Origin of the sequence: Stenotrophomonas sp. GD04145 (genome assembly GCF_029835135.1) — a bacterium.
Classification (GTDB): domain Bacteria; phylum Pseudomonadota; class Gammaproteobacteria; order Xanthomonadales; family Xanthomonadaceae; genus Stenotrophomonas; species Stenotrophomonas maltophilia_P.
This window is the reverse complement of sequence record NZ_JAODZG010000003.1, coordinates 1-26042: the sequence shown is the minus strand read 5'-3', so window position 1 is coordinate 26042 and position 26042 is coordinate 1. Positions and strand designations below refer to the sequence as shown.

Here is a 26042-nt window from a genome sequence, read left to right as displayed (position 1 = left end):
AAGTGGTTTCAAGAGAGGCTGAGCGAGGCTCAGCCCTTCTTCATGACGGCTTCGGCGATGTTGGTCGGAGCCGGCTCGTAGTGATCGAATTCCATGGTGAAGGTGGCGCGGCCCTGGGTCTGCGAACGCAGCGCAGTGGCGTAGCCGAACATTTCACCCAGCGGGATCATCGCGTTGATGATGCTGGCCGAACCGTCACCGGTGGTGTCGGAACCCTGCAGCACGCCGCGACGACGGCTGACGTCGCCCATCACGTCACCCTGGTAATCCTCCGGGGTCACGATCTCGACCTTCATGATCGGCTCCAGCAGCACCGGCTTGGCCTTGGCGAAGCCCTGCTTGAAGGCCATCGACGAAGCCAGCTTGAACGCCATTTCCGAGGAGTCGACGTCGTGGTACGAACCGAACACCAGCTTCACCTTGACGTCCACGACCGGGAAGCCAGCCAGCGGGCCGCTGGTGATGGTTTCGCGCAGGCCCTTCTCGACCGACGGAATGAATTCCTTCGGGATCACGCCGCCGGTGATGTCGTTGATGAACAGGAAGTCGTCCTTGATGGCCGGAGCCAGCTTCGGATCGGCACGGTCTTCAGCGGTGATCGGCGACAGCTCGATCACGACGTGACCGTACTGACCCTTACCACCGGACTGCTTGGCGTGCTTGTAGTCCGACTTGACGTCGGCCAGGGTGATCGTTTCGCGGTAGGCCACCTGCGGCGCACCGACGTTGGCTTCAACGTTGAACTCGCGCTTCAGGCGGTCGACGATGATGTCCAGGTGCAGCTCGCCCATGCCGGAGATGATGGTCTGGCCGGATTCTTCGTCGGTCTTGACGCGGAACGACGGATCTTCCTGCGCCAGACGACCCAGGGCCAGACCCATCTTTTCCTGGTCCGACTTGGTCTTCGGCTCGACGGCCATCGAGATCACCGGCTCCGGGAACGTCATGCGCTCCAGGATGATCGGGGCGTCCACGGCGCACAGGGTGTCACCGGTGGTGGTGTCCTTCAGGCCCACGGCCGCAGCGATGTCACCCGCCAGAACTTCCTTGATTTCCTCGCGGTTGTTCGAGTGCATCTGCAGGATGCGGCCGATGCGCTCCTTCTTGCCCTTCACCGAGTTCAGCACGGTGTCACCACCGTTCAGCGTGCCCGAGTAGACGCGGAAGAAGGTCAGCGCGCCGACGAACGGGTCGGTGATGATCTTGAAGGCCAGCGACGAGAACGGCGCCTTGTCGTCCGACTTGCGGGTCATCTCGACGGTATCGTCGTCGACGTCCACGCCCTTCACGTCCGGCACATCGACCGGCGACGGCAGCAGCTGGATCACGCCGTCCAGCATGGCCTGCACGCCCTTGTTCTTGAACGCCGAGCCGCAGTACATCGGCACGATCTCGGTGGCCAGGGTGCGGGTACGCAGCGCGTTGATGATTTCAGCCTCGGCCAGCTCTTCGCCGCCCAGGTACTTCTCCATCAGCTCTTCGCTGGCTTCGGCAGCGGTCTCGACCATGAACTGGCGGGCTTCTTCAGCAGCCGCCTGCAGTTCAGCCGGGATGTCGCTGTACTCGAACTTCATGCCCTGCGAGGCTTCATCCCAGTGGATAGCCTTCATCTTCAGCAGGTCGACGACGCCCTTGAAGTTGTCTTCAGCGCCGATCGGCAGCTGCATCGGCACGGCAACCGCGCCCAGCTTGGCCTTCAGCTGGCCGACGACCTTCTGGAAGTTGGCACCGGTGCGGTCCATCTTGTTGACGAACGCGATGCGCGGCACGTGGTACTTGTTGGCCTGGCGCCACACGGTTTCCGACTGCGGCTGCACGCCACCGACGGCACACAGCACGAACACCGCACCGTCGAGCACGCGCAGCGAGCGCTCCACTTCGATGGTGAAGTCGACGTGCCCGGGGGTGTCGATGATGTTGAAGCGATGCTCCGGCAGGGACTTGTCCATGCCCTTCCAGAACGCGGTGGTGGCAGCGGACTGGATCGTGATGCCACGCTCCTGCTCCTGCTCCATCCAGTCCATGGTGGCGGCGCCGTCATGCACTTCACCGATCTTGTGGCTCTTGCCGGTGTAGAACAGGATGCGCTCGGACGTGGTGGTCTTGCCGGCATCGATGTGAGCCATGATGCCGAAGTTACGGTAACGCTCGATGGGAGTGGAACGGGCCACGGGGAGCCTCTCAGATTTCTTGGATTTCGGATGGCCGAACGCCGCCTTTCGGCGGCCTTCGGGTTGGCGCAGTCCTTCTGGGACCGCGAGGCAGCACCTAGGTGGTGCTGCCCTGCCTGTTTTGCAAGGCCGTCAAACTCACCAGCGGTAGTGGGCGAATGCCTTGTTGGCTTCGGCCATGCGGTGGGTTTCTTCGCGCTTCTTGATGGCGCCACCACGGTTTTCCGAGGCGTCGATCAGTTCAGCAGCCAGCTTCTTCGGCATGGTGTTCTCACCACGCTTGCGCGCGGAGTCGATCAGCCAGCGCATGGCCAGAGCCATCTTGCGCGAGGCACGCACTTCGACCGGCACCTGGTAGGTGGCACCGCCGACGCGACGCGACTTGACTTCGACCGCCGGAGCGACGTTGTCCAGCGCCTTCTGCACCAGCTCGATGGCGTTGGCGCTGCTGTTCTTCTCGGTGATCACGTCCATGGCGCCGTACACGATCTTTTCGGCGACGGACTTCTTGCCGCTCTGCATGACCATGTTGATGAAGCGGGCGATGGTTTCGCTTCCGTGCTTCGGATCGGGCAGGACGGAACGCTGCGGAGTATTACCCTTACGCGACATAGTGCTCTCTCCTTAGGCCTTCGGACGCTTGGCGCCGTACTTGGAACGGGCCTGGCGACGCTTGGCAACGCCGGCGGCGTCGAGCGAGCCACGAACGGTGTGGTAACGCACACCCGGCAGGTCCTTGACGCGACCGCCGCGGATCAGGACCACGGAGTGCTCCTGCAGGTTGTGGCCTTCACCACCGATGTAGGAAATCACTTCTTCCTGGTTGGTCAGGCGGACCTTGGCAACCTTGCGAAGGGCCGAGTTCGGCTTCTTCGGAGTGGTGGTGTAGACACGGGTGCAGACGCCACGGCGCTGCGGGCACTTGTCGAGCGCCGGCGAGGCACTCTTGTAGGTGGTCGCTTGCCGCGGCTTGCGGACCAGCTGGTTGATCGTCGCCATCAGTAGGTTCTTCTGATTGGTGGCCGGAAAATCCGGCCAGAGATGCGGAAATGTTAAAGCAGGCCAAAATTCTGGCCTGCTGAGACAGACGATTGTAGCAACCTGCCAGGAACGACGTCAAACGCGTCCTGTCAAGCCCGTCCCTGATCCCGGAACGTTACTGGGGGGCCTCCATGTACCCCGTTCAGGTTCGACCGGCCCTCCACGGATGGAGCCGCCTGCCGCTACAGCCAGGTCGGACGGCCTGCGCCGCCCTGCCCTTCAAGCCCGCCCGGGCATGTCCCCGGGCGTTACCGCAAAGGTGGGTCCGGCCTTGCGGCCGGACCGGTCACCTCATTCCTCGCCCGCAGCCTGTTCGGTCTCGGCTTCCACTGCCGGAGCCTCGACCGCCGCCGGGGTGCCGGCCAGGGTCTGCATCTCCGACTCGGTGAGGCCGGACGCGCCACGACGGCGCTGGCTGTGGTACGCCAGACCGGTACCGGCCGGAATCAGACGGCCGACGATGACGTTTTCCTTCAGGCCACGCAGGTTGTCCGAGGTGCCGCGCACGGCCGCTTCGGTCAGCACGCGGGTGGTCTCCTGGAACGACGCCGCCGAGATGAACGACTCGGTGGCCAGCGAGGCCTTGGTGATGCCCAGCAGGACCGGATCGAACCGCGCCGGCAGCTCGTTGCGGGTCGACAGGCGGGCATTCTCCTCGATAACGCGCTGGCGTTCGACCTGCTCGCCGTTCAGGAACTTGCTGCTGCCCTGATCGGTGATCTCGACCTTGCGCAGCATCTGGCGGGTGATCACCTCGATGTGCTTGTCGTTGATCTTCACGCCCTGCAGGCGGTACACGTCCTGGATTTCCTTGACCAGGTAGGCCGCCAGCGGTTCGACACCCAGCAGGCGCAGGATGTCCTGCGGGCTCGGCTCGCCGTCAACGATGGTTTCACCCTTGGTGACATGCTCGCCTTCGAACACGATGACCTGGCGGTACTTCGGAATCAGCTCTTCGTGCTCCGAACCATCGGTGTCCTTGATGATCAGGCGCTGCTTGCCCTTGGTGTCCTTGCCGAAGCTGATGATGCCCGAACGCTCGGCCAGCACCGCCGGATCCTTCGGCTTGCGCGCTTCGAAGAGGTCGGCCACGCGCGGCAGACCACCGGTGATGTCGCGGGTCTTCGAGGCTTCCTGCGGGATCTTGGCGACGACGTCACCCACGCCCACCGGGGCGCCATCCTGCAGGTTGACGATCGAGCGCGGCGGCAGCAGGTACTGCGCCGGCAGATCGGTGCCCGGGATCGACAGGTCGTTGCCCTTGGCGTCGACGATGCGCACGATCGGGCGCAGGTCCTTGGCCTGGGTACCACGACGCTTCGGATCGGTGATTTCGCGCGAGGCCAGGCCGGTCAGCTCGTCGGTCTTCTCGATGACGGTGATGCCGTCGACGAAGTCGATGAAGCGGATGAAGCCGGCCACTTCCGACACGATCGGGTGGTTATGCGGATCCCAGTTGGCCACGGTCTGGCCAGCCTTGATCGCATCGCCGTCCTTGGACGTGATGGTCGCACCGTACGGCAGCTTGTAGCGCTCACGCTCACGGCCGTGGGCATCGAGCACCGAGATTTCGCCCGAGCGCGACACTGCCACCAGCGAGCCGTTGGCATGCTCGACCGACTTGAGGTTGCTGAACTTGACCGAGCCGGTGGTCTTGACGGTGATGTTGTCGACCGCAGCAGCTCGCGACGCCGCACCACCGATGTGGAAGGTACGCATGGTCAGCTGGGTACCCGGCTCACCGATGGACTGGGCGGCGATGACGCCGACCGCTTCACCGATGTTGACCAGATGGCCACGGGCCAGATCGCGGCCGTAGCAGCGAGCGCAGACACCGAAGGCCGATTCGCACGAAATCGTCGAACGCACCTTGATGCTCTGCACGCCGGCATCTTCCAGCTTGGCGACCCACTGCTCGTCCAGCAGGGTGTTGCGGGTGACGATCGGATCTTCGTCGTTGCCCGGCAGGAACACGTCCTCGGCAACCACGCGACCCAGCACGCGGTCCTTCAGCGGCTCGACCACGTCACCGCCTTCCACGATCGGGGTCATGATCAGGCCTTCGGTGGTACCGCAATCCACCTCGGTGATCACCACGTCCTGCGCCACGTCGACCAGTCGACGGGTCAGGTAACCCGAGTTCGCGGTCTTCAGCGCGGTATCGGCCAGACCCTTACGGGCACCGTGGGTGGAGTTGAAGTACTCCTGCACGTTCAGGCCTTCGCGGAAGTTCGCCTTGATGGGCGTCTCGATGATCGAGCCGTCCGGGCGGGCCATCAGGCCGCGCATGCCGGCCAGCTGACGGATCTGCGCCTGGCTGCCTCGTGCACCGGAGTCGGCCATGATGTACAGCGAGTTCATCGACTTCTGATCGATGGTCTCACCCTTGGCATTGACGACCTTCTCGGTACCGATGGTGTCCATCATCGCCTTGGCGATGCGCTCGTTGGTGCGCGACCAGATGTCGACCACCTTGTTGTAGCGCTCGCCAGCGGTGACCAGACCCGACTGGTACTGCTCCTGGATTTCCAGCACTTCGGCTTCGGCCTCGGTGAGGATGCCGCGCTTTTCGTCCGGGATCAGCATGTCGTCGATACCGATCGACACGCCGGCGCGGGTTGCGTAGGCGAAGCCGGTGTACATCAGCTTGTCGGCGAACACGACCGTGTCCTTCAGACCCAGCTGACGGTAGCTGGAGTTGATCAGGCGCGAGATGTTCTTCTTGGTCAGCTCGGTGTTGGCCAGCGCGAACGGCAGGCCTTCCGGCAGGATTTCAGCCAGCAGGGCGCGACCGATCGTGGTATCCACGATCGAGGTCTTGTTCTGCTTGTTGCCTTCCTCGTCGGTCACCACCTCGGTGATGCGGACCTTGACCTTGGCGTGCAGTTCCACCACGCGGTTGTCGTAGGCGCGCTTGACTTCGGCGATGTTGGCGAAGGCCATGCCCTCGCCCTTCTTGTTTTCCAGCGAGCGGGTCATGTAGTACAGACCCAGCACGACGTCCTGCGACGGCACGATGATCGGCTCGCCGTTGGCCGGCGACAGGATGTTGTTGGTCGACATCATCAGCGCACGCGCCTCCAGCTGGGCTTCCAGCGAGAGCGGCACGTGGACGGCCATCTGGTCACCGTCGAAGTCGGCGTTGAACGCGGTGCAGACCAGCGGATGCAGCTGGATGGCCTTGCCTTCGATCAGCACCGGCTCGAACGCCTGGATGCCCAGACGGTGCAGGGTCGGCGCGCGGTTCAGCATCACCGGATGCTCGCGGATGACCTCTTCCAGGATGTCCCAGACTTCGGCCTCTTCGCGCTCGACCAGCTTCTTGGCGGCCTTGATGGTGGTGGCCAGGCCACGACGCTGCAGCTTGGCGAACACGAACGGCTTGAACAGTTCCAGCGCCATCTTCTTCGGCAGGCCGCACTGGTGCAGGCGCAGGTAAGGACCGACCACGATGACCGAACGGCCCGAGTAGTCCACGCGCTTGCCCAGCAGGTTCTGACGGAAGCGACCCTGCTTGCCCTTGATCATGTCGGCCAGCGACTTCAGCGGGCGCTTGTTGGTGCCGGTGATGGCACGGCCACGGCGACCGTTGTCCAGCAGCGCATCGACCGATTCCTGCAGCATGCGCTTTTCATTGCGCACGATGATGTCCGGCGCGCTCAGTTCGAGCAGGCGGCGCAGGCGGTTGTTGCGGTTGATGACGCGGCGGTACAGGTCGTTCAGGTCGGAGGTCGCGAAGCGGCCACCGTCCAGCGGCACCAGCGGACGCAGGTCCGGCGGCAGCACCGGCAGCACGGTCATCACCATCCATTCCGGACGGTTGCCCGACTCCAGGAAGGCTTCGATCAGCTTGATGCGCTTGGTCAGTCGCTTCAGCTTGGTTTCCGAACCGGTCGCGGCGATCTCCTCGCGCAGGCGGGTCATCTCCGACTGCAGGTCGATCGTGCGCAGCAGTTCGTACACGGCCTCGGCGCCCATGGCGGCGTCGAAATCGTCACCGTGCTCCTGGCGGGCCTGCAGGTACTGTTCTTCGGTCAGCAGCTGGCGGCGCTCCAGGGCGGTCAGGCCCGGCTCGGTCACCACGTAGGCTTCGAAGTACAGCACGCGCTCGATGTCGCGCAGGGTCATGTCCAGCATCAGGCCGATGCGCGACGGCAGCGACTTGAGGAACCAGATGTGCGCGACCGGCGAGGCCAGGTCGATGTGGCCCATGCGCTCGCGGCGCACCTTGGCCAGGGTCACTTCGGTGCCGCACTTCTCGCAGACCACGCCGCGGTGCTTCATGCGCTTGTACTTGCCGCACAGGCACTCGTAGTCCTTGACCGGGCCGAAGATGGCGGCGCAGAACAGGCCGTCGCGTTCCGGCTTGAAGGTACGGTAGTTGATGGTTTCCGGCTTCTTCACTTCGCCGAAGGACCACGAGCGGATCAGGTCCGGCGAAGCCAGCGCGATCTTGATCGCGTCGAAGTCCAGCGTCTGGCGCTGCTGGTTGAAGAGATTGAGCAGGTCTTTCATGGTGTTCTCCAGAAGGAGGAATGCTGTGTCGATGGGCTTTCAGGTCACTGCCAGCGGCGCGGCGGAGGGAGCCGCCGCGCCGGCATGGATCAGTTGTCTTCCAGTTCCATGTTGATGGCCAGCGAGCGGATTTCCTTCACGAGCACGTTGAAGGATTCCGGCATGCCCGCGACCATCTCGTGCTCACCGTCGACGATGTTCTTGTACATCTGGTTGCGGCCCTGCACGTCATCGGACTTCACCGTCAGCATTTCCTGCAGGGTGTAGGCCGCGCCGTAGGCTTCCAGCGCCCAGACTTCCATTTCACCGAAGCGCTGGCCACCGAACTGCGCCTTGCCGCCCAGCGGCTGCTGGGTGACGAGCGAGTACGGACCGGTCGAACGCGCGTGCATCTTGTCGTCGACCAGGTGGTTCAGCTTCAGGTAGTGCATGTAACCCACGGTGGTGTGGCGATCGAACGCTTCACCGGTGCGGCCGTCGTACAGCTGGGTCTGGCCACTGCTCGGCAGATCGGCCAGTTCCAGCATGCGCTTGATTTCCGCTTCGGTGGCACCGTCGAACACCGGGGTGGCCATCGGCACGCCGTCGGTGAGGTTACGGGCCAGGCGCAGCAGCTCCTCGTCGCTGAACTGCGACAGGTCGACACGGTTGGCCACGTTGGTGTCATCGTGGTTGTAGATGTCGTCCAGGAATCGGCGCAGGTCGGCAACGGCCGCCTGGGCTTCCAGCATCGCCTGGATCTTGCGGCCCAGGCCCTTGGCGGCCCAGCCCAGGTGCACTTCCAGGATCTGGCCGATGTTCATACGCGACGGCACGCCCAGCGGGTTCAGCACGATGTCCACGGTTTCGCCCGAGGCCATGTACGGCATGTCCTCGACCGGCACCACGTTGGACACCACACCCTTGTTGCCGTGGCGGCCCGCCATCTTGTCGCCCGGCTGGATGCGGCGCTTCACGGCCAGGAACACCTTGACCATCTTCAGCACGCCCGGAGCCAGGTCGTCGCCTGCGGTGATCTTGCCGCGCTTGTCGGCGAAGCGACGCTCGAATTCCTTCTCGTGCGCCTGGATCTGCTTCTGGGCGCGCTCGATGGCTTCCGAAGCGTCCTCGTCCTTCATGCGCAGCACGAACCAGTCAGCCTTCTTCAGGCCGTCCAGGTACGCGTCGGTGATGACGTCACCCTTCTTCAGGCCGGCACCGCCGTTGACCACCTTGCCGACGATCTGCGAACGCAGACGCATGTAGATGGCGGCTTCCAGGATGCGGAACTGGTCGTCGAAGTCCTTCTTGACGCGCTTGATTTCCGACTCTTCGATCTGGCGCGCACGCTTGTCCTTCTCGATGCCGTCGCGGGTGAAGACCTGCACGTCGATGACGGTGCCGTCCATGCCCGGCGGAACGCGCAGCGAGCTGTCCTTAACGTCCGAAGCCTTCTCGCCGAAGATCGCGCGCAGCAGCTTCTCTTCCGGGGTCAGCTGGCTCTCGCCCTTCGGCGTGACCTTGCCGACCAGGATGTCGCCGGCGCGGACTTCCGCACCGATGTACACCACGCCGCTCTCGTCCAGGCGGTTCAGCGCCTGCTCGGAAACGTTCGGGATGTCGGCGGAGATTTCCTCCGGCCCCAGCTTGGTGTCGCGCGCGACGCAGGTCAGCTCTTCGATGTGGATCGTGGTGTAGCGATCCTCTTCCACCACGCGCTCGGAGAGCAGGATGGAGTCTTCGAAGTTGTAGCCGTTCCACGGCATGAACGCGATCAGCATGTTCTGGCCCAGGGCCAGTTCGCCGATGTCGGTGGACGGACCGTCGGCCAGCACGTCGCCGCGGGCGATGACGTCACCCACCTGGACCAGCGGACGCTGGTTGATGCAGGTGTTCTGGTTGGAACGGGTGTACTTGACCAGGTTGTAGATGTCGACGCCGGCGTCGGTGGCACCGACGATCTCTTCCTCGACCACCTTGACCACGATGCGGGCGGCGTCGATCTGCACGATCTCACCGCCACGACGGGCGTTCACGGTCACACCGGAGTCACGCGCCACGGCGCGCTCAATGCCGGTGCCGACCAGCGGCTTCTGCGAACGCAGGGTCGGCACGGCCTGACGCTGCATGTTCGCGCCCATCAGTGCGCGGTTGGCGTCATCGTGCTCCAGGAACGGCACCAGCGCGGCCGCGATCGACACGGTCTGCATCGGCGAGACGTCCATGAAGTGGACCTCCGCCGGCGGCTTCAGCAGCGACTCGCCCTGGTAGCGGCACGGCACGAACTGCTCGGTCAGCATGCTCTTGGCATCGGTCAGGGCGTTGGCCTGGGCGATGACGTACTCGTTTTCCTCGATCGCCGACAGGAACTCGATCTCGTCGGAGACCTTGCCGTCCACGACCTTGCGGTACGGGGTCTCGAGGAAACCGTACTGGTTGGTGCGGGCGTACACGGCCAGCGAGTTGATCAGACCGATGTTCGGGCCTTCCGGCGTTTCGATGGTGCAGACGCGGCCGTAGTGGGTCGGGTGCACGTCGCGCACTTCGAAGCCGGCGCGCTCACGGGTCAGGCCGCCCGGGCCCAGGGCCGAGACGCGACGCTTGTGGGTCACTTCCGACAGCGGGTTGTTCTGATCCATGAACTGCGACAGCTGCGAGGAGCCGAAGAACTCCTTGATGGCGGCAGCGACCGGCTTGGCGTTGATCAGTTCCTGCGGCGTCAGGCCTTCGGACTCGGCCATCGACAGGCGTTCCTTGACCGCGCGCTCGACGCGGACCAGGCCGACGCGGAACACGTTCTCGGCCATTTCACCGACCGAACGCACGCGACGGTTGCCCAGGTGATCGATGTCGTCGACCACGCCGCGACCATTGCGGATCTCGGTCAGGACCTTGATCACGTCCAGGATGTCGGAGCTGTCGCCATGGGCAGCGACCAGGCGCTTGGACTCTTCGTCGTTGCGCTCACCGAAGTACTTGCTGTCGTACAGCACGGCTTCGCCGGTGGTTTCCTTGCGGCCCACGCGACGGTTGAACTTCATGCGGCCGACCGCGGACAGGTCGTAGCGCTCGAAGGTGAAGAACAGGTTGTGGAACAGGTTCTGCGCGGCGTCCTTGGTCGGCGGCTCGCCCGGACGCATCATGCGGTAGATCTCGACCAGTGCTTCCAGCTGGGTCTTGGTCGGATCGATGCGCAGGGTGTTGGACAGGTACGGACCACGATCCAGGTCGTTCACCCACAGGGTACCGACCGCATCGACGCCTGCCTTGCGGAAGTTCTGCAGCTGCTCTTCGCTGATCTCGTCATTGGCCTGGGCCAGCAGTTCGCCGGTCGAGGCATCAACCACGTCGTGCGACAGGATGCGGCCGACCAGGTAGTCGTCCGGCACGGCCAGGGCCGCAATGCCCGAGGCTTCCAGCTGCTTGATGTGGCGCGCGGTGATGCGCTTGCCGGCTTCCACGATGACCTTGTCGCCGTCGGCGAGGTCGAAGCCCAGGGTTTCGCCACGCAGGCGCTCCGGCACCAGCTCCAGCTGGACGCCTTCATCCGGGTTGATGTGGAAGGTGTTGATCTCGAAGAACTCGGCCAGCATCTCTTCGTTGCTGTAGCCTAGCGCGCGCAGCAGGATCGACACCGGCAGCTTGCGGCGGCGGTCGATACGGGTGAACAGCGCGTCCTTCGGGTCGAACTCGAAGTCCAGCCAGGAACCGCGGTAGGGGATGATGCGGGCGCTGTACAACAGCTTGCCCGAGCTGTGGGTCTTGCCGCGGTCGTGGTCGAAGAACACGCCCGGCGAGCGGTGCAGCTGCGAGACGATGACGCGCTCGGTGCCGTTGACGATGAAGGTGCCGTTCTCGGTCATCAGCGGGATTTCGCCCAGATAGACCTCCTGCTCCTTCACGTACTTGATGGCCTTGGTCGACGACTCGCGGTCGTAGATCACCAGGCGCACGGTCACGCGCAGCGGGGCGCCGTAGCTCATGCCGCGCTGGCGGCATTCACGTTCGTCGAAGACCGGCTCGCCCAGCTTGTAGCCGACGTACTCCAGGGCGGCATTGCCGCTGTAGCTGGCGATCGGGAAGACCGACTTCAGCGCGGCGTGCAGGCCATGATCGGCACGCTTGGCCGGATCGATGTTCTCCTGCAGGAAATCACGGTAGGAATCCACCTGGATCGCGAGCAGGAACGGCACTTCGAGAATCGAGCGCTGCTTGCCGAAATCCTTGCGGATACGCTTCTTTTCGGTGAACGAATAGGACGTCATGAGGTCTTCCACCTTGTTGTGCGGGCCGTGCGTCCACGACCCTGAAGGGAACTTTGAAATTGTCAGTTGGAAGTCGCTGGTATTGCCGGCACCAGCACGCCTTCTCCCGCTACTTCCAACTGCCAACTCGTCTGCATCTACTTCCCTGCTGCCGCGCGATGCGCGGGCGTGCCGGGATTTGACCGCAGCCCGTGTTGGGCTTTCTACCGCCTGATTCCACCCGCGCAGTACGCGGGCCTGCAACAACGACCAAAGGCCGGGGGCTTACGCCCCCAGCCTTGGCTGCATCGCCGAGAATCGATGACGATGCAAAGGAAGTGCTTACTTGACTTCGACAGTCGCGCCAGCAGCTTCCAGGTCCTTCTTCATCTTCTCGGCGTCGTCCTTCGAAGCGCCTTCCTTCAGGACGCCACCGGCTTCGGCCAGGTCCTTCGCTTCCTTCAGGCCCAGGCCGGTGATGGCGCGGACGGCCTTGATGACTTCGACCTTCTTCTCGCCGGCCGACTTCAGGGTGACGGTGAACTCGGTCTGCTCTTCAACAGCAGCGGCCGGGCCAGCGGCAGCAGCCACGGCAACCGGAGCAGCGGCGGAGACGCCGAACTTCTCTTCGATGGCCTTGACCAGCTCCATCACTTCCATCAGGGACTTCTCGGCGATGGCGTCGACGATCTGTTCGTTGGTAAGGGACATGATTAATACCTTTGGATGATTTTCTGGGTTGAGGTTCCGTCAGGAACCACGGTAAGTCGAAACTCAGGCGGTCTCGGCGGCCGGCTCGGCAGCGGCGGTTTCGCCACCACCCTGCTTCTCGCCAACAGCCTTGATGGCGCGGGCGAACATCGTGACCGGCTCGGTCAGGACGCGGGCCAGCATGGCCAGGGCCTGATCGCGGGTCGGCAGCGAGGCCAGCACGTCGACGTGGCTTGCCGGGAACACTTCGCCACCGATGGCGACGACCTTAGCCTTCAGCTTGTCGTTGCCCTTGGCGGCTTCCTTGATCAGGCGACCGGCAGCGCCGGGCTCCTCGAGCGAGAACGCGTACAGCAGCGGACCAACCATCTGGTCCTGGGCCACGGCGAACTCGGTGCCTTCAACGGCGCGCGAAGCCAGGGTGTTCTTGACAACCTTCAAGAAAACACCGGTTTCACGAGCCTGCTTGCGCATCGCGGTCATCTGGGCGACCGTGGTGCCAGCGTATTCGGCTGCGATCAAGGAGTGGGCCTTGGCGGCGACGTCTGCCAGCTCGGCGACTACTTCTTGCTTCTGGGACAGATTGAGAGCCATTGCACTCCTCCAATTGAACTCCGCTTACGGCTCCTGCCGTGTGCGGTCCTGTGCGGCATCCGTCCTGGACGCCGGGAACACCAGGATGATGTTCCGGGGGGTGGGCCGTTCTAGACCTGGAGTGGGCCAACCTGGGAAACCCAGACGTGCGTGAACCAGAAAAACTCCAGAAGGGCACCATCTACGCAGGGTGATTCCGGGGAATCGATTAAGCGTTCATGACTGTTCCGGCGGCGACTCCCTGCCATATCGAGCTTCCGTGCCCGTCGCCGGCCCTGCCACGACCGCGCCTGCGGTCTTTGACGGCTACCGCAGGCGGTGGGCTGCCTGCGATGCCTTCAAATGTCACGGTCACGGCACCCGAAAGTACCGTGACCGCTTGAAACAATTACTTCAGGGTCAGCGACGACTGGTCGACGGTGACGCCCGGGCCCATCGTCGAGCTGACCGAAACCTTCTGCAGGTAGGTGCCCTTCGAGGTGGCCGGCTTGGCCTTGATCAGGTCCAGCAGCAGCGCGGTCAGGTTCGACTTCAGCGCGTCTTCGGCGAAGTCGGCCTTGCCGATGGTGCAGTGGATGATGCCAGCCTTGTCGGTGCGGTAACGGACCTGGCCCGACTTGGCGTTCTTCACGGCTTCACCCGGGTTCGGGGAAACGGTGCCGACCTTCGGGTTCGGCATCAGGCCGCGCGGGCCCAGCACGGTGCCCAGCTTACCGACAACGCGCATGGCGTCCGGGGTCGCGATGACGACGTCGTAGTTCAGATCGCCGGCCTGCATCTTCTCGGCCAGGTCATCCATGCCGACGGCTTCGGCGCCAGCGGCCAGGGCTTCATCAGCCTTGGCACCGGCCGGAGCGAACACGGCAACGCGGACCGACTTGCCGGTACCGGCCGGCAGGACGGTGGAGCCACGGACCTGCTGGTCGGACTTCTTCGCGTCGACGCCCAGGCGCACAGCAACGTCGATCGACTCGACGAACTTGGCCTTGGTGGCGCTCTTCAGGATGTTGATCGCGTCCTCGAAGGCGTAAGCCTTGCCCGGAACGACGGCGGCCTTGATGGCCTTCTCACGCTTGGTCTGTGCCATCTTCTTAACCCTCCACCACGAGGCCCATGGAACGGGCAGAGCCAGCGATGGTACGCACGGCGGCGTCCAGGTCGGCGGCAGTCAGATCCGGTTCCTTCGCCTTGGCGATCTCTTCCAGCTGCTTACGGGTGACCTTGCCGACCTTATCGGTGTTCGGGCGCTTGGAGCCCGACGAGATGCCAGCGGCCTTCTTCAGCAGGGTGGTGGCCGGGGTGCTCTTGGTGATGAAGGTGAACGTACGGTCCGAGTAGGCCGTGATGATCACCGGAACCGGCAGACCCGGCTCGAGCTTCTGCGTGGCAGCGTTGAACGCCTTGCAGAATTCCATGATGTTCAGGCCGCGCTGACCCAGCGCAGGACCGACCGGCGGCGAGGGGTTGGCCTGACCGGCCTTCACCTGCAGCTTGATGTAACCGACAACTTTCTTTGCCATGTGAGTACTCTCCGGGTGCTAGCGCCTTTCGACAACAGGCTCCCCATCGGACCGGGAATCACGCGTCCCGGCATCGCGTTTTGAAATCATGCCGAAGGCCACCTTGCGGTGGCCTCGTCCTGCTGGCTTCCCAGCGGGGAGCCGCGCACTATATCAGATTTTGGGCGCCCTGTCTGAACAGGGAGGGCGACCTGAAGGCTGCCAGCCCGTGGCCGGCAGCATCACCGGGCATCAGCCGGTCTGCTTCTCGACCTGGCCGAACTCGAGCTCGACCGGGGTGGCACGACCGAAGATCAGCACCGAGACGCGCAGACGGCTCTTCTCGTAGTTGACTTCTTCGACCACACCATTGAAATCGTTGAACGGACCATCGGTGACGCGGACCATCTGGCCCGGCTCGAACAGCACCTTCGGACGCGGCTTCTCGACACCTTCCTGAACGCGGTTCAGGATGGACTCGGCTTCGGAATCGGCAATCGGCAGCGGACGATCGGCGGTACCGCCGATGAAGCCCATCACGCGCGGGGTTTCCTTGACCAGGTGCCAGCTTTCGTTGTCGATGCGCGGAATACCGGCTTCTTCGTGGGTCTCGATCTGGACCAGCACGTAACCCGGGAAGAACTTGCGCTCGGACCGGCGCTTCTGGCCGGCGCGCATCTCGATCACTTCCTCGGTCGGAACCAGGACGTCGCCGAAGCGCTCTTCCATGCCATCACGGACGATGCGATCACGCAGAGCCTGCGCCACCGACTTCTCGAAGCCCGAATAGGCGTGAACGACGTACCAACGCTTCATGCAATTCTCCTTAGCGGCTCAGGAACCACTGAGTCAGTTTCTGGATCAGGAAGTCGAAGCCACCCAGCAGCAGGCTGAGGATGAGCACCACGACAATCACGACCCAGGTCATGCGGACGGCTTCCTGGCGCGTCGGCCAGACCACCTTGCGCAGTTCGAAGCGCGACTCGGAGAGGAATTCGCGGGTGTCGCGCCCCTTGCCGGTCAGCATGAACACGCCGATACCGCCAACCAGACCGACCACGACCGCCAACGCACGCAGCTGACCCGCCCACGCGCCCAGCTGGGCGGCGCGACCGGAGTCGGCGGAGAACCAGAACCAGACGAACAGACCCGCCAGCACCAGCAGGGATGCGGCAACGTACTTGACGATATCTCCACCGCTGGCGGAGGTGTCCTTGGAATGTTCGATCTTGCTATTCATCCGGTGTGTCTGCTTTAGCGGCAAGGGCCGCTGGATAAGGTGGGCAGATGGCACGCCAGGAGGGACTCGAACCCCCAACCTGCGGTTTTGGAGACCGCTGCTCTGCCAATTGAGCTACTGGCGTACGTTTTGAAACTTGCCTTCCCTTAGACGGCGAAGGCGGACCGAGGTTCCCGGCCCGCCACTCGCGCGACCGGCAGCGCTATGCAACCGCCGGTACTGCAGGCTTACTTGATGATCTTCGAGACCACGCCGGCGCCGACGGTGCGGCCACCTTCGCGGATGGCGAAGCGCAGGCCTTCGTCCATCGCGACCGGGTTGATCAGGGTCACGGTCATCTTGACGTTGTCACCCGGCATCACCATTTCCACGCCTTCCGGCAGCTTGGCAGCGCCGGTGATATCGGTGGTGCGGAAGTAGAACTGCGGGCGGTAGCCGTTGAAGAACGGGGTGTGACGGCCGCCCTCGTCCTTCGACAGCACGTACACTTCGCCTTCGAACTCGGTGTGCGGGGTGATCGAACCCGGCTTGGCCAGAACCTGGCCGCGCTCGACGTCGTCACGCTTGGTGCCGCGCAGCAGCAGACCGGCGTTGTCGCCTGCCTGGCCCTGGTCCAGCAGCTTGCGGAACATTTCCACGCCGGTCACGGTGGTCTTCTGGGTCGGACGGATACCGACGATTTCGATTTCGTCACCGACCTTGATCACGCCGCGCTCGATACGACCGGTCACCACGGTGCCGCGGCCCGAGATCGAGAACACGTCTTCCACCGGCATCAGGAACGGCTTGTCGATCGCACGCTCCGGCTCCGGAATCCAGGTGTCCAGCGCGTCGACCAGCTTCAGGATCGCCGGCACGCCGATCTCGCTCTGGTCGCCTTCCAGCGCCAGGCGGGCCGAACCCGAGATGATCGGGGTGTCGTCGCCCGGGAACTCGTACTTGCTCAGCAGTTCGCGCACTTCCATTTCGACCAGCTCGAGCAGCTCGGCGTCGTCGACCATGTCAGCCTTGTTCAGGAACACCACGATGTACGGCACGCCGACCTGACGCGACAGCAGGATGTGCTCGCGGGTCTGCGGCATCGGGCCGTCAGCGGCCGAGCACACCAGGATCGCGCCGTCCATCTGGGCGGCACCGGTGATCATGTTCTTGACGTAGTCAGCGTGGCCCGGGCAGTCAACGTGGGCGTAGTGACGGGTCGGGGATTCGTATTCGACGTGCGCGGTCGAGATCGTGATACCACGAGCCTTTTCTTCCGGTGCGGCGTCGATGGCGTCATACGCCTTGAACTCGCCACCGAAGCGCTCGGCGCCGATCTTGGTCAGCGCGGCGGTCAGCGTGGTCTTGCCGTGGTCGACGTGACCGATGGTGCCGACGTTGACGTGCGGCTTGGTGCGCTCGAACTTACCCTTGGCCATGGCTGCTTATCTCGAATTCGTCTGGTGTGGTGCTGAAGATGGTGCTCACGAAAGGAATCGAACCTTCGACCTCTTCCTTACCAAGGAAGTGCTCTACCGACTGAGCTACGTGAGCGAGTTTTGCATTATGGCATGAACTCGATAATATTCAAAGTTCATTCAATGGAGCGGGAGACGGGAATCGAACCCGCACCATCAGCTTGGAAGGCTGAGGTTCTACCATTGAACTACTCCCGCACCGGGAAGTGCCACAACGTGAAGCTGGTGGAGGGAGGTGGATTCGAACCACCGAAGGCGTAAGCCAGCAGATTTACAGTCTGCCCCCGTTGGCCGCTTGGGTATCCCTCCGTTTCAACCCCATCCCGTGCCGCCGAAGCGTTGCGGTGTGTGGTGGTGAGCCCGCAATTCTGGAGATGAAGCGGGGGCCTGTCAACGCTTTTTTTCACTTTTTTTCACATGCGTCGCAAACCCTTTGATACGCAAGCCTATTGCCCGGGCAGTGCCAAGGCCTCGTCGGCGAAGATCGCCACATGCGGAACGCCGTCGGCACCGATCCAGCCGCGGTACATGCCCTGCGTGTTGAACGGCGTGGCCGCTTTTCCATCGGCGGAGAGCACGATCGCACCGCCATCCCCACCCATCTGCGGAATCGCCTCGTTGATCACGCCCCTGCCCGCCTCCGCCGGCGACTGGCCCTGGTAGCGGATACGCGCGCAGATCTCGTGCGCGGCAGCGGTGCGGATGTAGTACTCGCCCCACCCGGTTCCCGACACCGCACAGCGTGCATCGGCCCAGGTGCCGGCGCCGATGATCGGCGAATCGCCGACGCGCCCGTAGCGCTTGTTGGTCATTCCTCCGGTGGAGGTCCCCGCTGCCAGGCGCCCCTGCGCATCCAGCGCAACCGCACCGACCGTGCCGAAGTGCCGGGCCGTTTCCAGGTCGGCGTGGGCCTGGCCGCCGGCCTCCTCCTTCAGTGCGCGCTGCAGCTGCTGCCAGCGCTTGTCGGTGCGGAAGTACGAAGGATCGACCAGGGTCATGCCCTGCTCGACGGCGAACGCCTCAGCGCCCTGCCCGACCATCATCACGTGTTTCGATCCCTGCATCACGGCCGTTGCCAGCAGGATCGGGTTGCGTACGCGCTGCACGCCGGCCACCGCGCCGGCCGCCTGGGTGGCGCCATCCATCACGGCCGCGTCCAGCTCGTTGCGCCCGTCGTGGGTGAACACCGCGCCTTTGCCGGCATTGAACGTGGGATCGTCCTCGAGAACGGTGATCGCTGCGGTGACCGCCGCCAGTGCAGGGCGACCGGCTGCCAGCTCGGCATGCCCCTTCAGCAGCGCCGCACGGAGTGCCGCACGTGCCGCCTTCTCTTCGGCGGCGGACAGATCCTTGCGCTCGACGCCGGCACCGCCATGGATGACCAGCAGGGGCGACGCACCGGGAGCAGCGTGGGCGAGCAACGGCAGGGACAGCAGCGCAGACAGCGCCAGATGAAGCTTCATCGATATCTCCGGAAATGGAAGCGATGCCATCGAGCAGGCTCGACGAGATGCCTGAAGGGAAGCGCCGGCGCGCGGCCGGCAGCAGCGGTCAGCGACGGATCAGTTCAATCCGGCCACCGTCAACATCGACCGCTGCGTGATAGTCGGCGTCGGCCTGGAAGTCGTCCAGCCGCATGCGGCCACCGCTTGCCACCACGGTAACCGGCACAGCGTGGAAACGCAGCGGTTCGCCCTGCGTCAGCCGGTCCGCGCCACGGCCCGGGCGGACCACCCAGACCCTGCCATGACCATCGGCGCTGTAGACCTGCGCGCGTCCGTCAGGCTCCACGCACAGCGCGGTGTCTTCGTCCACGCCGATGCCGATCATGTCCGGGTCGCCACTGTCCTGCGCGGCACGGGCGACGAACACGATCAGGCGACCGAGACGATCACGCCGGTCGAAGTGGGTGTCGGTGACCACCCGCTGCAGATAGGGCATCTGCAGGAAGCCACTGTCCATCGTCACCGCGCTGCCCATCGGGTCGGCCAGCGCGGCGGCGGAGGTGACGCTGCCACCGTCAAGCGCGCCGTAGGCATAGCCACCGAGGATCGCCAATCCGGCACTGGTGCCGGCGATCGGTTTGCCGGCACGGACGTGGGCATTGAGCGCGCGGTTGAGTGCGGTCCCCTTCCAGAAGCGGATGTAGCGCGACTGGTCACCGCCGGCGATGAAGATGGCATCGGCCGCGGCTACCACCCGCAATACGGCCGGGTCGTCGGCGCCACGACGGCTGTCGAACACCAGGGTCTGCACGGCGGTGGTGCCGCCGATGTCATGGTGCAGACGCTCCTGCAGCTCGTCGCTGCCGGAGGCGCGCAGGATCAGCACGCGGCCATTGCCGGCCTGCTTCAACCACCACTGGAACGCCTCCGGCACCCACTCTCCGCCGCCCATCAGCATCATCGCCGGCGCCCTCGGCCCCGGTCGCGGGGCATCGAGATCGCCGGTCTCGTAATAGGTGAATCCCGGCCCCTGCAGGTCCTGCGCGGGTGCGGCCAGCGGCGAGCCCAGGAGAACCAGCACTGCCAGGCCGGCAAGCACGTCACGCAGCCTTCGATGGAACCGTCGCATCTTGATCTCCCTGAACAGAAACGACCTGCAAGCGTTTTCACTCTTTGCCAGATGGGGCATCAGTAGTCAAGGGCATGAAAAAGGCGTTAAATGCCGGCGCCCATTGCGGAAATCTGAATGGGGGATGGGCCCCTCCTCTGCGGGCCGGCATTACTTCCGGGAACTTCTCATGCGTATACAGGCGATGGCGTGGTCGATCCAGCTGGCGTTGATGGGGCTTGCTGCTTCTGCGGCGGCCCAGGCTCCAGCCTCCTCTCCGGTACGGCAGCTCGATGCGGTGCAGGTCACCGGCTCACGCATTCCGCGCGCCCAGGTCGAGGGCCCTGCCCCGATCACGGTGATCGACGCCGAACAGATCCGTTCCAGCGGCTTCACCACCGTGCCGGACGTGCTGCGGGCAATGACCCAGAACGGTGGCGAGACGCAGAGCCAGCAATCCTCCAGCGGCGCCGACTTCTCGCCGGGTGCACAGCAGGTCGACCTGCGCGGGCTGGGACCCAACCACACCCTGGTGCTGGTCAACGGCCGCCGCATCGCCGATTTCCCGATGCCGTTCCAGGGCCGCAGCAACTTCACCGACGTGTCCAACATTCCGCTGGGCATGATCGACCGCATCGAAGTGCTGACCGGCAGCGCCTCGGCCATCTATGGTTCGGACGCGATCGCCGGCGTGGTCAACTTCATCCTCAAGAAGAAGGCCGACGGCACCACGGTCGACGTGCGCATGGGTACCACCAGTGAGGGCGGTGGCGATTCCTTCGACATGAGCCTGTCCAGCGGGTTCAGCACGGGCCGCTTCAATGCAGTGTATAGCGTGGAGCTGCAGTCGCAGACGCCGCTGTGGGCCTATGAGCGCGACATCCAGGATTCGACCCAGGACGGGCCGACCGAGGGCTCGCGCATCGCCCGCCGTGCCTACCTGCGCACCGACTACAACGATGACTACCTGGATCCGGGCGCGGCCACCTGCGATGCCCTGAGCGGACAGAACCAGGGCAGCACCTACCATGCCTTCCGCCCCCGCTATGGCTACTACTGCGGCAGCGACGCGTCGATCGGCTACGGCACCATCCTCAGCAAGCGCCGCGGCGCCAACGGCTATGCCTCGCTGAGCTATGACTTCGACAACGGCCAGCAGTGGTTCGCCGACGTGCAGATGGGTTACCACACGCTGGCGCTGATGCGCGACGTGACGTCGTGGGGCCGGATGGCCGCCGACGGCGACGAGTCGGGCTACTTCAGCAACGAAGCCACCGGCGAAATCGAGTTCTGGCAGCGTCAGTTCTCGCCCGAGGAAATGGGTGGCCTGCGCAACGCGATGGTGCGCAGCACGCAGAAGACCTTCAGCGTGACCACCGGCTTCAAGGGCAACCTGGCCGGCAACTGGGATTACGAAGCGGCGTTGAGCCATTCGCAGTACCAGTCGCGGATCAGCTGGCCGCAGATCATCGCCGGCAGGGCCAACGACCTGTTCCTGGGCCCGCAGCTGGGCGAGGACGATGACGGCTTCCCGATCTACAACGCCGACCCGTCGCGGCTGTACCGACCTCTGACCCGCGCCGAGTACGACGCGATCGCCGCACGCACCACCTATACCCCGAAGTCCCGCACCGAGACGGCCGCCCTAACCCTGACCAACGGCTCGCTGTTCGCCCTGCCCGGCGGCGATGCCGGTTTTGCCGCGACCGTGGAAGTGGGCCAGCAGGCCTACGCGCTGAATCCCGATCCGCTGGCGACCCAGTACTACTACTACAGCTGGAAGGATTCCGACGGCAAGGGTTCGCGCAACCGCTGGGCAACGGCCGCCGAGCTGCGCATGCCGCTGCACGAGACGATCAACCTGAGCGTGGCCGGTCGCTATGACCAGTACCGCTACTCCGGCCACACGATCGGCAAGGCGACCTGGAGCGGCGGCCTTGAGTGGCGCCCGGTCGAGAGCCTGCTGGTGCGCGGCTCGTACGGCACGGCCTTCCGCGCCCCGGACCTGCACTACGTGTTTGCCGGCCCCGGCAACGACGAGACCAGCGCCGAGGACCTGTACAGCTGCCGCGCCGAACAGGCCGACGACTGCTCGGACTACGAGCGCAACGTCATCCGCAGCCGCAGCGGCAACCGCGAGCTGGACCCGGAGACCAGCACCTCGTGGAGCGCAGGCTTCGTCTGGTCGCCGGCCGCAGGGCTGGATCTTTCGGTGGATTGGTTCGACATCGACATGCGCAGGCAGGTGCAGGACATGGACGTGCGCACGATCCTGGCCAGTGAAGCGAACTGCCGCCTGGGCGACGCCGACATCACGTCACCGACCTGCGTGGACGCACTTGCGCGGGTGACACGGACCGCCGACGGCCGCCTGTACGGGGTACATGTGAATCCGATCAACGTGGCACGCGAGTCGACCTCAGGCATCGATGCGGGCCTGCGCTACCGCCTGCAGACCGGTATCGGTGACTTCATCTTCAACGGCAGCCACACCTGGGTGAAGAAGCACGATTTCCAGCGCTACACCGGCGATGCGATCGAGGACCAGTTCGCGGTGAACAGCGGCTTCGACATCCCGCGCACCAAGAGCAGCGTCAGTGTGACGTGGGAAAAGGATGCGTGGTCGGTCACCGTGTACGGTTCGCGACTGGGCAAGCTGCCCACCTCGGACAGCTACGACCAGGTGTTCGACTGGGACAGCGGCGACAGCCCGTACATCAGGGCCACGTACCGCTACAACGCGTCGGTGCAGTATCGCTTCGACGACCACTCGCGCCTGTCTCTGTCTGTGGTCAACGTGTTCAACAAGATGCCGCCGAAGGACGCAACGTACACGGCGTACCCGTACTACGACGTCTCCTGGTTCGACAGCGTGGGCCGCACGATCAATCTGCAGTACACGCACAAGTTCGGCGGCAGCGCGCTGTAAGGCGTGCCGCTGCATTGAAGTCAGGCGGAAGGACGGGGGTGCAGGCCTCCGTCCCCGCTCAGGACGTAGACTGCGCCGGCTCCGCAAAGCGCCAGAAGACACGGACCACATCAAGCATCTGTCCATGCAGTTCGTCGTACCGGGCCATCACCTCCGGCGCGAACGTCGCATTACCATTCGCGTCCAGCGGAACCGGCTCCCCCAGCGCGCGGGCCATGTCGATATAGAAGTAATGCATATCACCGTAGGGACGCTTGCTGTCCATCAGCATCACTGCCCTCCCCAGCGTGCGGGTGTTCATGCTTCGCAGCAGTGCAAGGTGTTCCGGTGACACTGCCACCACTTCATCGCCCCGGGAGCCATCCGTGGCCGCGGTCAGGACGTAGCGACCGGGCTCAAGCTTTCCCCCGACGATGAAGCTGGATGCGATCCGGGCAAGCCGCCTGGCAAGGGCCTGCCCCTCGTCGGTGCGTCGTCCTGCTGGCTCCTGGCAGATGCGACCCAGTGCCGCATAGGCGATCAGCGCCTCTGGATCCTCCGGGTCAACAGAGTCCAGGTAGATACCTCCGCTTTCGCTGAAGTCCGCTTCGGGTCGCAGCCGCTCGCGCATGGCACTCAACAGGCTGACGGCACTGCACTCCGGGGCTGATGCACTCCCTCGTGCAGCCCGCACGACCATGTATTGGCAGCCGTAGGCCAGAAGCAACCCGAGGGCCGCGATCGCCACTACCCACCCATACGTTCGCGTCGTCATAGCAACTCTCCGGGTCGCGCGCAGGCATGATGCCGCCCGTGTCAGTGGAAGGGTCAGAGGCCAGCCTGAAGCAGCACCGCGCCGCGCACCATGCAACAAGTCCGAAATCGGAATCTGCTGTTGGCCATGGTTTTCCACACCACGCGTGGAAAGCGGTGGGGGCTTGGTGTGGACAAGTAGGCGAGAGCCTTGCGCCTCAGGCGTTTCCATGCATGGTGATTTTTTGTCCACGACTGCGATTGTTTTCCACACGCAGCGTGGAAGGCAATGGGAACTTGATGTGGACAAGTGGGTGAGAGCGTTGTCGCGCAGGCGTCTCGAAGCGTGGTGAAAATTTATCCACGGCGTGCGGACAAGCTTCTGTAGAGCCGAGCCCATGCTCGGCTCCGGCTGGCATCAGCCGAGCATGGGCTCGGCTCTACAGCGGTGCGCTGGGTTTTCCACACCGCGCGTGGAAAGCAATGGGAGTTTGCTGTGGACAAGTGCCGGCGAACAGCACACCGCAAGCGTTTCGCTGGGTGGTGTTTTTTTATCCACCCGGAAACGCGAACGCCCCGCTCGGGGCGGGGCGTCCGGGGTCGATCCGATGCCGCTGGGTCAGACGTTGAAGCGGAAGTGCAGCACGTCGCCTTCCTGCACGCGGTATTCCTTGCCTTCCAGACGCAGGCGACCGGCTTCCTTGGCACCGGCTTCGCCCTTGTACTTGATGAAGTCGTCATACGCGATGGTTTCGGCGCGGATGAAGCCCTTCTCGAAGTCGGTGTGGATGACCGCGGCGGCCTGCGGGGCGGTGGCACCCTTGCGCACGGTCCAGGCGCGGACTTCCTTCACGCCGGCAGTGAAGTAGGTCTGCAGGCCCAGCAGGCTGTAGGCCGCGTTGATCACGCGGTTCAGGCCCGGCTCGCTCAGGCCCAGGTCGGCCAGGAAAGTGTCGCGATCCTCGTCGTCAAGCTGCGACAGTTCTTCCTCGATCGCGGCGGACACCGGTACCACCTGCGCGCCCTCGGCGGCAGCGTGCGCGCGCACGGCTTCCAGGTGCGGGTTGTTCTCGAACCCGTCCTCCAGCACGTTGGCGATGTACATCACCGGCTTCAGGGTCAGCAGGAACAGGTCGCGCACCAGCGCCTTCTCTTCCTCGTCCAGACCCACCGAACGGCCGGACTTGCCGTCAGAAAGCGCAGCCTGCAGCTTGGCCAGCACCGGCTTGCGCGCGGCGGCCTCCTTGTCGCCACCCTTGGCAGCGCGCTCGGCGCGGTTCAGCGCCTTCTCGACGCTGTCCAGATCAGCCAGGGCCAGTTCGGTATCGATGGTTTCGATATCCGAAATGGGATCGACCTTGTTGTTGACATGGATGACGTCGGCGTTCTCGAAGCAGCGCACCACGTGGGTGATCGCATCGACTTCGCGGATGTGCGCGAGGAACTTGTTGCCCAGTCCTTCGCCGCTGGCAGCGCCGGCGACCAGACCGGCGATGTCGACGAATTCCACGGCGGTCGGAATGACCTTCTGTGGGTTGATGATCGCTGCCAGCTCGTTCAGGCGCGGGTCCGGCACCGGCACGATGCCGACGTTCGGTTCGATGGTGCAGAACGGGAAGTTCGCCGCGGCGATGCCCGCCTTGGTCAGCGCGTTGAACAGGGTCGACTTGCCGACGTTGGGCAGGCCGACGATGCCGCATTTGATACCCATCTTTGACAACCTCTGGGGTGAAATTGATTGGGAAAACAGCGCGCGCGCCGCTTTCCCAAGCTGTTTCAATCGATCATTGCGGGTGCCAACCGGGGTTGGCAGCTACTTCGGGGTGTTCAGGCGCTTCATCGCTTCATTGAAATCGCCCTGCACGGCCAGCGGCATCACGTCGATCGCATCGTCGATGGCGCGCGCGATCAGCAGGTCGTCGTCCTTGGACGGGCGGCCCAGCACCCAGCCCACCACGCGATCCTTGTGGCCAGGATGGCCGATGCCCACGCGCAGGCGATGGAACTTGCCGTGACCCAGCAGGCGGATGGTGTCGCGCAGGCCATTCTGGCCGCCATGACCGCCGTCGAACTTGAGCCGCGCCACACCGGGCGGGAGGTCCAGTTCATCATGCGCCAACAGGGTTTCCTCGGGCTCGATCTTCCAGAACCGCTGCGCGGCGGTGACCGATTTGCCACTGAGGTTCATGAAAGTGGCAGGCTTGAGCAGCCATACCGTCTGCCCGGCGATCTCGACCTTGGCGGTCTCGCCGAACAGCTTGCTGTCCACGTTCCATCGCGCCCCTGCCTTTTCCGCCAGGGCCTCAACGAAATGAAACCCGGCATTGTGCCGGGTCCGGGCGTGCTCCGATCCGGGATTGCCCAGACCGACGATCAG

The 26042-nt window shown here is 64.2% G+C and carries 18 protein-coding genes and 4 tRNA genes; 1 reads left to right on the top strand and 21 read right to left on the bottom strand.

The annotated features are described in order from the left end of the window. Positions 1–29: 29 nt before the first annotated feature. From fusA to N7367_RS02100, 18 genes are all read right to left on the bottom strand, one after another. On the bottom strand, positions 30–2171 hold the full coding sequence (gene fusA, locus N7367_RS02185; RefSeq protein ID WP_049470847.1) for an elongation factor G: 2142 nt from the start codon (positions 2169–2171) through the stop codon (positions 30–32). Positions 2172–2309: 138 nt separating this feature from the next. Further along, positions 2310–2783: a 30S ribosomal protein S7 gene (rpsG, locus tag N7367_RS02180; RefSeq protein WP_053519957.1), complete on the bottom strand. Its 474-nt coding sequence runs from the start codon at positions 2781–2783 to the stop codon at positions 2310–2312. 12 nt (positions 2784–2795) lie between these two features. After that, positions 2796–3170, bottom strand: coding sequence for a 30S ribosomal protein S12 (rpsL, locus tag N7367_RS02175; protein ID WP_004145320.1), 375 nt, complete (start codon positions 3168–3170; stop codon positions 2796–2798). A gap of 333 nt (positions 3171–3503) precedes the next feature. Then, on the bottom strand, positions 3504–7727 hold the full coding sequence (gene rpoC, locus N7367_RS02170; RefSeq protein ID WP_053519956.1) for a DNA-directed RNA polymerase subunit beta': 4224 nt from the start codon (positions 7725–7727) through the stop codon (positions 3504–3506). A gap of 89 nt (positions 7728–7816) precedes the next feature. Then, the gene (gene rpoB / locus N7367_RS02165; protein ID WP_053519955.1) at positions 7817–11971 is read right to left on the bottom strand and encodes a DNA-directed RNA polymerase subunit beta; all 4155 of its coding nucleotides are present in this window, start codon (positions 11969–11971) and stop codon (positions 7817–7819) included. 321 nt (positions 11972–12292) lie between these two features. Continuing rightward, positions 12293–12661: a 50S ribosomal protein L7/L12 gene (gene rplL, locus N7367_RS02160; protein WP_053519954.1), complete on the bottom strand. Its 369-nt coding sequence runs from the start codon at positions 12659–12661 to the stop codon at positions 12293–12295. 63 nt (positions 12662–12724) lie between these two features. Next, positions 12725–13255 (bottom strand): 50S ribosomal protein L10, encoded by a 531-nt coding sequence (rplJ, locus tag N7367_RS02155; protein ID WP_053519953.1) that lies wholly within the window; start codon positions 13253–13255, stop codon positions 12725–12727. 388 nt (positions 13256–13643) lie between these two features. Next, positions 13644–14342 (bottom strand): 50S ribosomal protein L1, encoded by a 699-nt coding sequence (rplA, locus tag N7367_RS02150; protein ID WP_004154350.1) that lies wholly within the window; start codon positions 14340–14342, stop codon positions 13644–13646. A gap of 4 nt (positions 14343–14346) precedes the next feature. After that, positions 14347–14775 (bottom strand): 50S ribosomal protein L11, encoded by a 429-nt coding sequence (gene rplK / locus N7367_RS02145; RefSeq protein WP_279941644.1) that lies wholly within the window; start codon positions 14773–14775, stop codon positions 14347–14349. A gap of 231 nt (positions 14776–15006) precedes the next feature. Then, positions 15007–15570, bottom strand: a complete 564-nt coding sequence (gene nusG / locus N7367_RS02140; protein WP_053519952.1) for a transcription termination/antitermination protein NusG — start codon at positions 15568–15570, stop codon at positions 15007–15009. A 10-nt stretch (positions 15571–15580) separates the two neighbouring features. Then, positions 15581–15994 (bottom strand): preprotein translocase subunit SecE, encoded by a 414-nt coding sequence (secE, locus tag N7367_RS02135; RefSeq protein ID WP_053519951.1) that lies wholly within the window; start codon positions 15992–15994, stop codon positions 15581–15583. A 48-nt stretch (positions 15995–16042) separates the two neighbouring features. Further along, positions 16043–16118, bottom strand: a tRNA-Trp gene (locus tag N7367_RS02130). A gap of 103 nt (positions 16119–16221) precedes the next feature. After that, entirely contained in the window at positions 16222–17412 is a 1191-nt protein-coding gene (tuf, locus tag N7367_RS02125; RefSeq protein ID WP_065176003.1) for an elongation factor Tu, read from the bottom strand. Between the two features lie 39 nt (positions 17413–17451). Beyond that, positions 17452–17527: transfer RNA gene (locus N7367_RS02120), tRNA-Thr, on the bottom strand. 48 nt (positions 17528–17575) lie between these two features. After that, positions 17576–17649: transfer RNA gene (locus N7367_RS02115), tRNA-Gly, on the bottom strand. Positions 17650–17674: 25 nt separating this feature from the next. Beyond that, a tRNA-Tyr gene (locus tag N7367_RS02110) sits at positions 17675–17760 on the bottom strand. 137 nt (positions 17761–17897) lie between these two features. Then, complete coding sequence (locus N7367_RS02105; RefSeq protein WP_279941643.1) at positions 17898–18914, bottom strand: isoaspartyl peptidase/L-asparaginase; 1017 nt, start codon at positions 18912–18914, stop codon at positions 17898–17900. An 88-nt stretch (positions 18915–19002) separates the two neighbouring features. Next, positions 19003–20025: a cyanophycinase gene (locus tag N7367_RS02100; protein WP_279941642.1), complete on the bottom strand. Its 1023-nt coding sequence runs from the start codon at positions 20023–20025 to the stop codon at positions 19003–19005. Positions 20026–20194: 169 nt separating this feature from the next. On the opposite strand from N7367_RS02100, the gene N7367_RS02095 reads away from it, so the two are divergent. Beyond that, positions 20195–22933, top strand: coding sequence for a TonB-dependent receptor (locus N7367_RS02095; RefSeq protein WP_279941641.1), 2739 nt, complete (start codon positions 20195–20197; stop codon positions 22931–22933). A gap of 58 nt (positions 22934–22991) precedes the next feature. Here the strand turns inward: N7367_RS02095 and N7367_RS02090 are convergent, their stop codons facing one another. The 3 genes from N7367_RS02090 to pth all read right to left on the bottom strand — a co-directional run. Next, positions 22992–23687, bottom strand: a complete 696-nt coding sequence (locus N7367_RS02090) for a hypothetical protein (protein WP_279941640.1) — start codon at positions 23685–23687, stop codon at positions 22992–22994. Between the two features lie 597 nt (positions 23688–24284). Continuing rightward, positions 24285–25376 (bottom strand): redox-regulated ATPase YchF, encoded by a 1092-nt coding sequence (gene ychF / locus N7367_RS02085; protein WP_053520317.1) that lies wholly within the window; start codon positions 25374–25376, stop codon positions 24285–24287. 102 nt (positions 25377–25478) lie between these two features. After that, a partial coding sequence (gene pth, locus N7367_RS02080; RefSeq protein WP_279941639.1) for an aminoacyl-tRNA hydrolase occupies positions 25479–26042 on the bottom strand: 564 nt, incomplete at its 5' end.

Excerpts from the sequence above, each read along its gene's own strand:
- rpsG (WP_053519957.1), bottom strand. The coding sequence starts at position 2,783 with ATGTCGCGTAAGGGTAATACTCCGCAGCGTTCCGTCCTGCCCGATCCG.
- rpsL (WP_004145320.1), bottom strand. The coding sequence starts at position 3,170 with ATGGCGACGATCAACCAGCTGGTCCGCAAGCCGCGGCAAGCGACCACC.
- rpoC (WP_053519956.1), bottom strand. The coding sequence starts at position 7,727 with ATGAAAGACCTGCTCAATCTCTTCAACCAGCAGCGCCAGACGCTGGAC.
- rpoB (WP_053519955.1), bottom strand. The coding sequence starts at position 11,971 with ATGACGTCCTATTCGTTCACCGAAAAGAAGCGTATCCGCAAGGATTTC.
- rplL (WP_053519954.1), bottom strand. The coding sequence starts at position 12,661 with ATGTCCCTTACCAACGAACAGATCGTCGACGCCATCGCCGAGAAGTCC.
- rplJ (WP_053519953.1), bottom strand. The coding sequence starts at position 13,255 with ATGGCTCTCAATCTGTCCCAGAAGCAAGAAGTAGTCGCCGAGCTGGCA.
- rplA (WP_004154350.1), bottom strand. The coding sequence starts at position 14,342 with ATGGCACAGACCAAGCGTGAGAAGGCCATCAAGGCCGCCGTCGTTCCG.
- rplK (WP_279941644.1), bottom strand. The coding sequence starts at position 14,775 with ATGGCAAAGAAAGTTGTCGGTTACATCAAGCTGCAGGTGAAGGCCGGT.
- nusG (WP_053519952.1), bottom strand. The coding sequence starts at position 15,570 with ATGAAGCGTTGGTACGTCGTTCACGCCTATTCGGGCTTCGAGAAGTCG.
- secE (WP_053519951.1), bottom strand. The coding sequence starts at position 15,994 with ATGAATAGCAAGATCGAACATTCCAAGGACACCTCCGCCAGCGGTGGA.
- tuf (WP_065176003.1), bottom strand. The coding sequence starts at position 17,412 with ATGGCCAAGGGTAAGTTCGAGCGCACCAAGCCGCACGTCAACGTCGGC.
- N7367_RS02105 (WP_279941643.1), bottom strand. The coding sequence starts at position 18,914 with ATGAAGCTTCATCTGGCGCTGTCTGCGCTGCTGTCCCTGCCGTTGCTC.
- N7367_RS02100 (WP_279941642.1), bottom strand. The coding sequence starts at position 20,025 with ATGCGACGGTTCCATCGAAGGCTGCGTGACGTGCTTGCCGGCCTGGCA.
- N7367_RS02095 (WP_279941641.1), top strand. The coding sequence starts at position 20,195 with ATGCGTATACAGGCGATGGCGTGGTCGATCCAGCTGGCGTTGATGGGG.
- N7367_RS02090 (WP_279941640.1), bottom strand. The coding sequence starts at position 23,687 with ATGACGACGCGAACGTATGGGTGGGTAGTGGCGATCGCGGCCCTCGGG.
- ychF (WP_053520317.1), bottom strand. The coding sequence starts at position 25,376 with ATGGGTATCAAATGCGGCATCGTCGGCCTGCCCAACGTCGGCAAGTCG.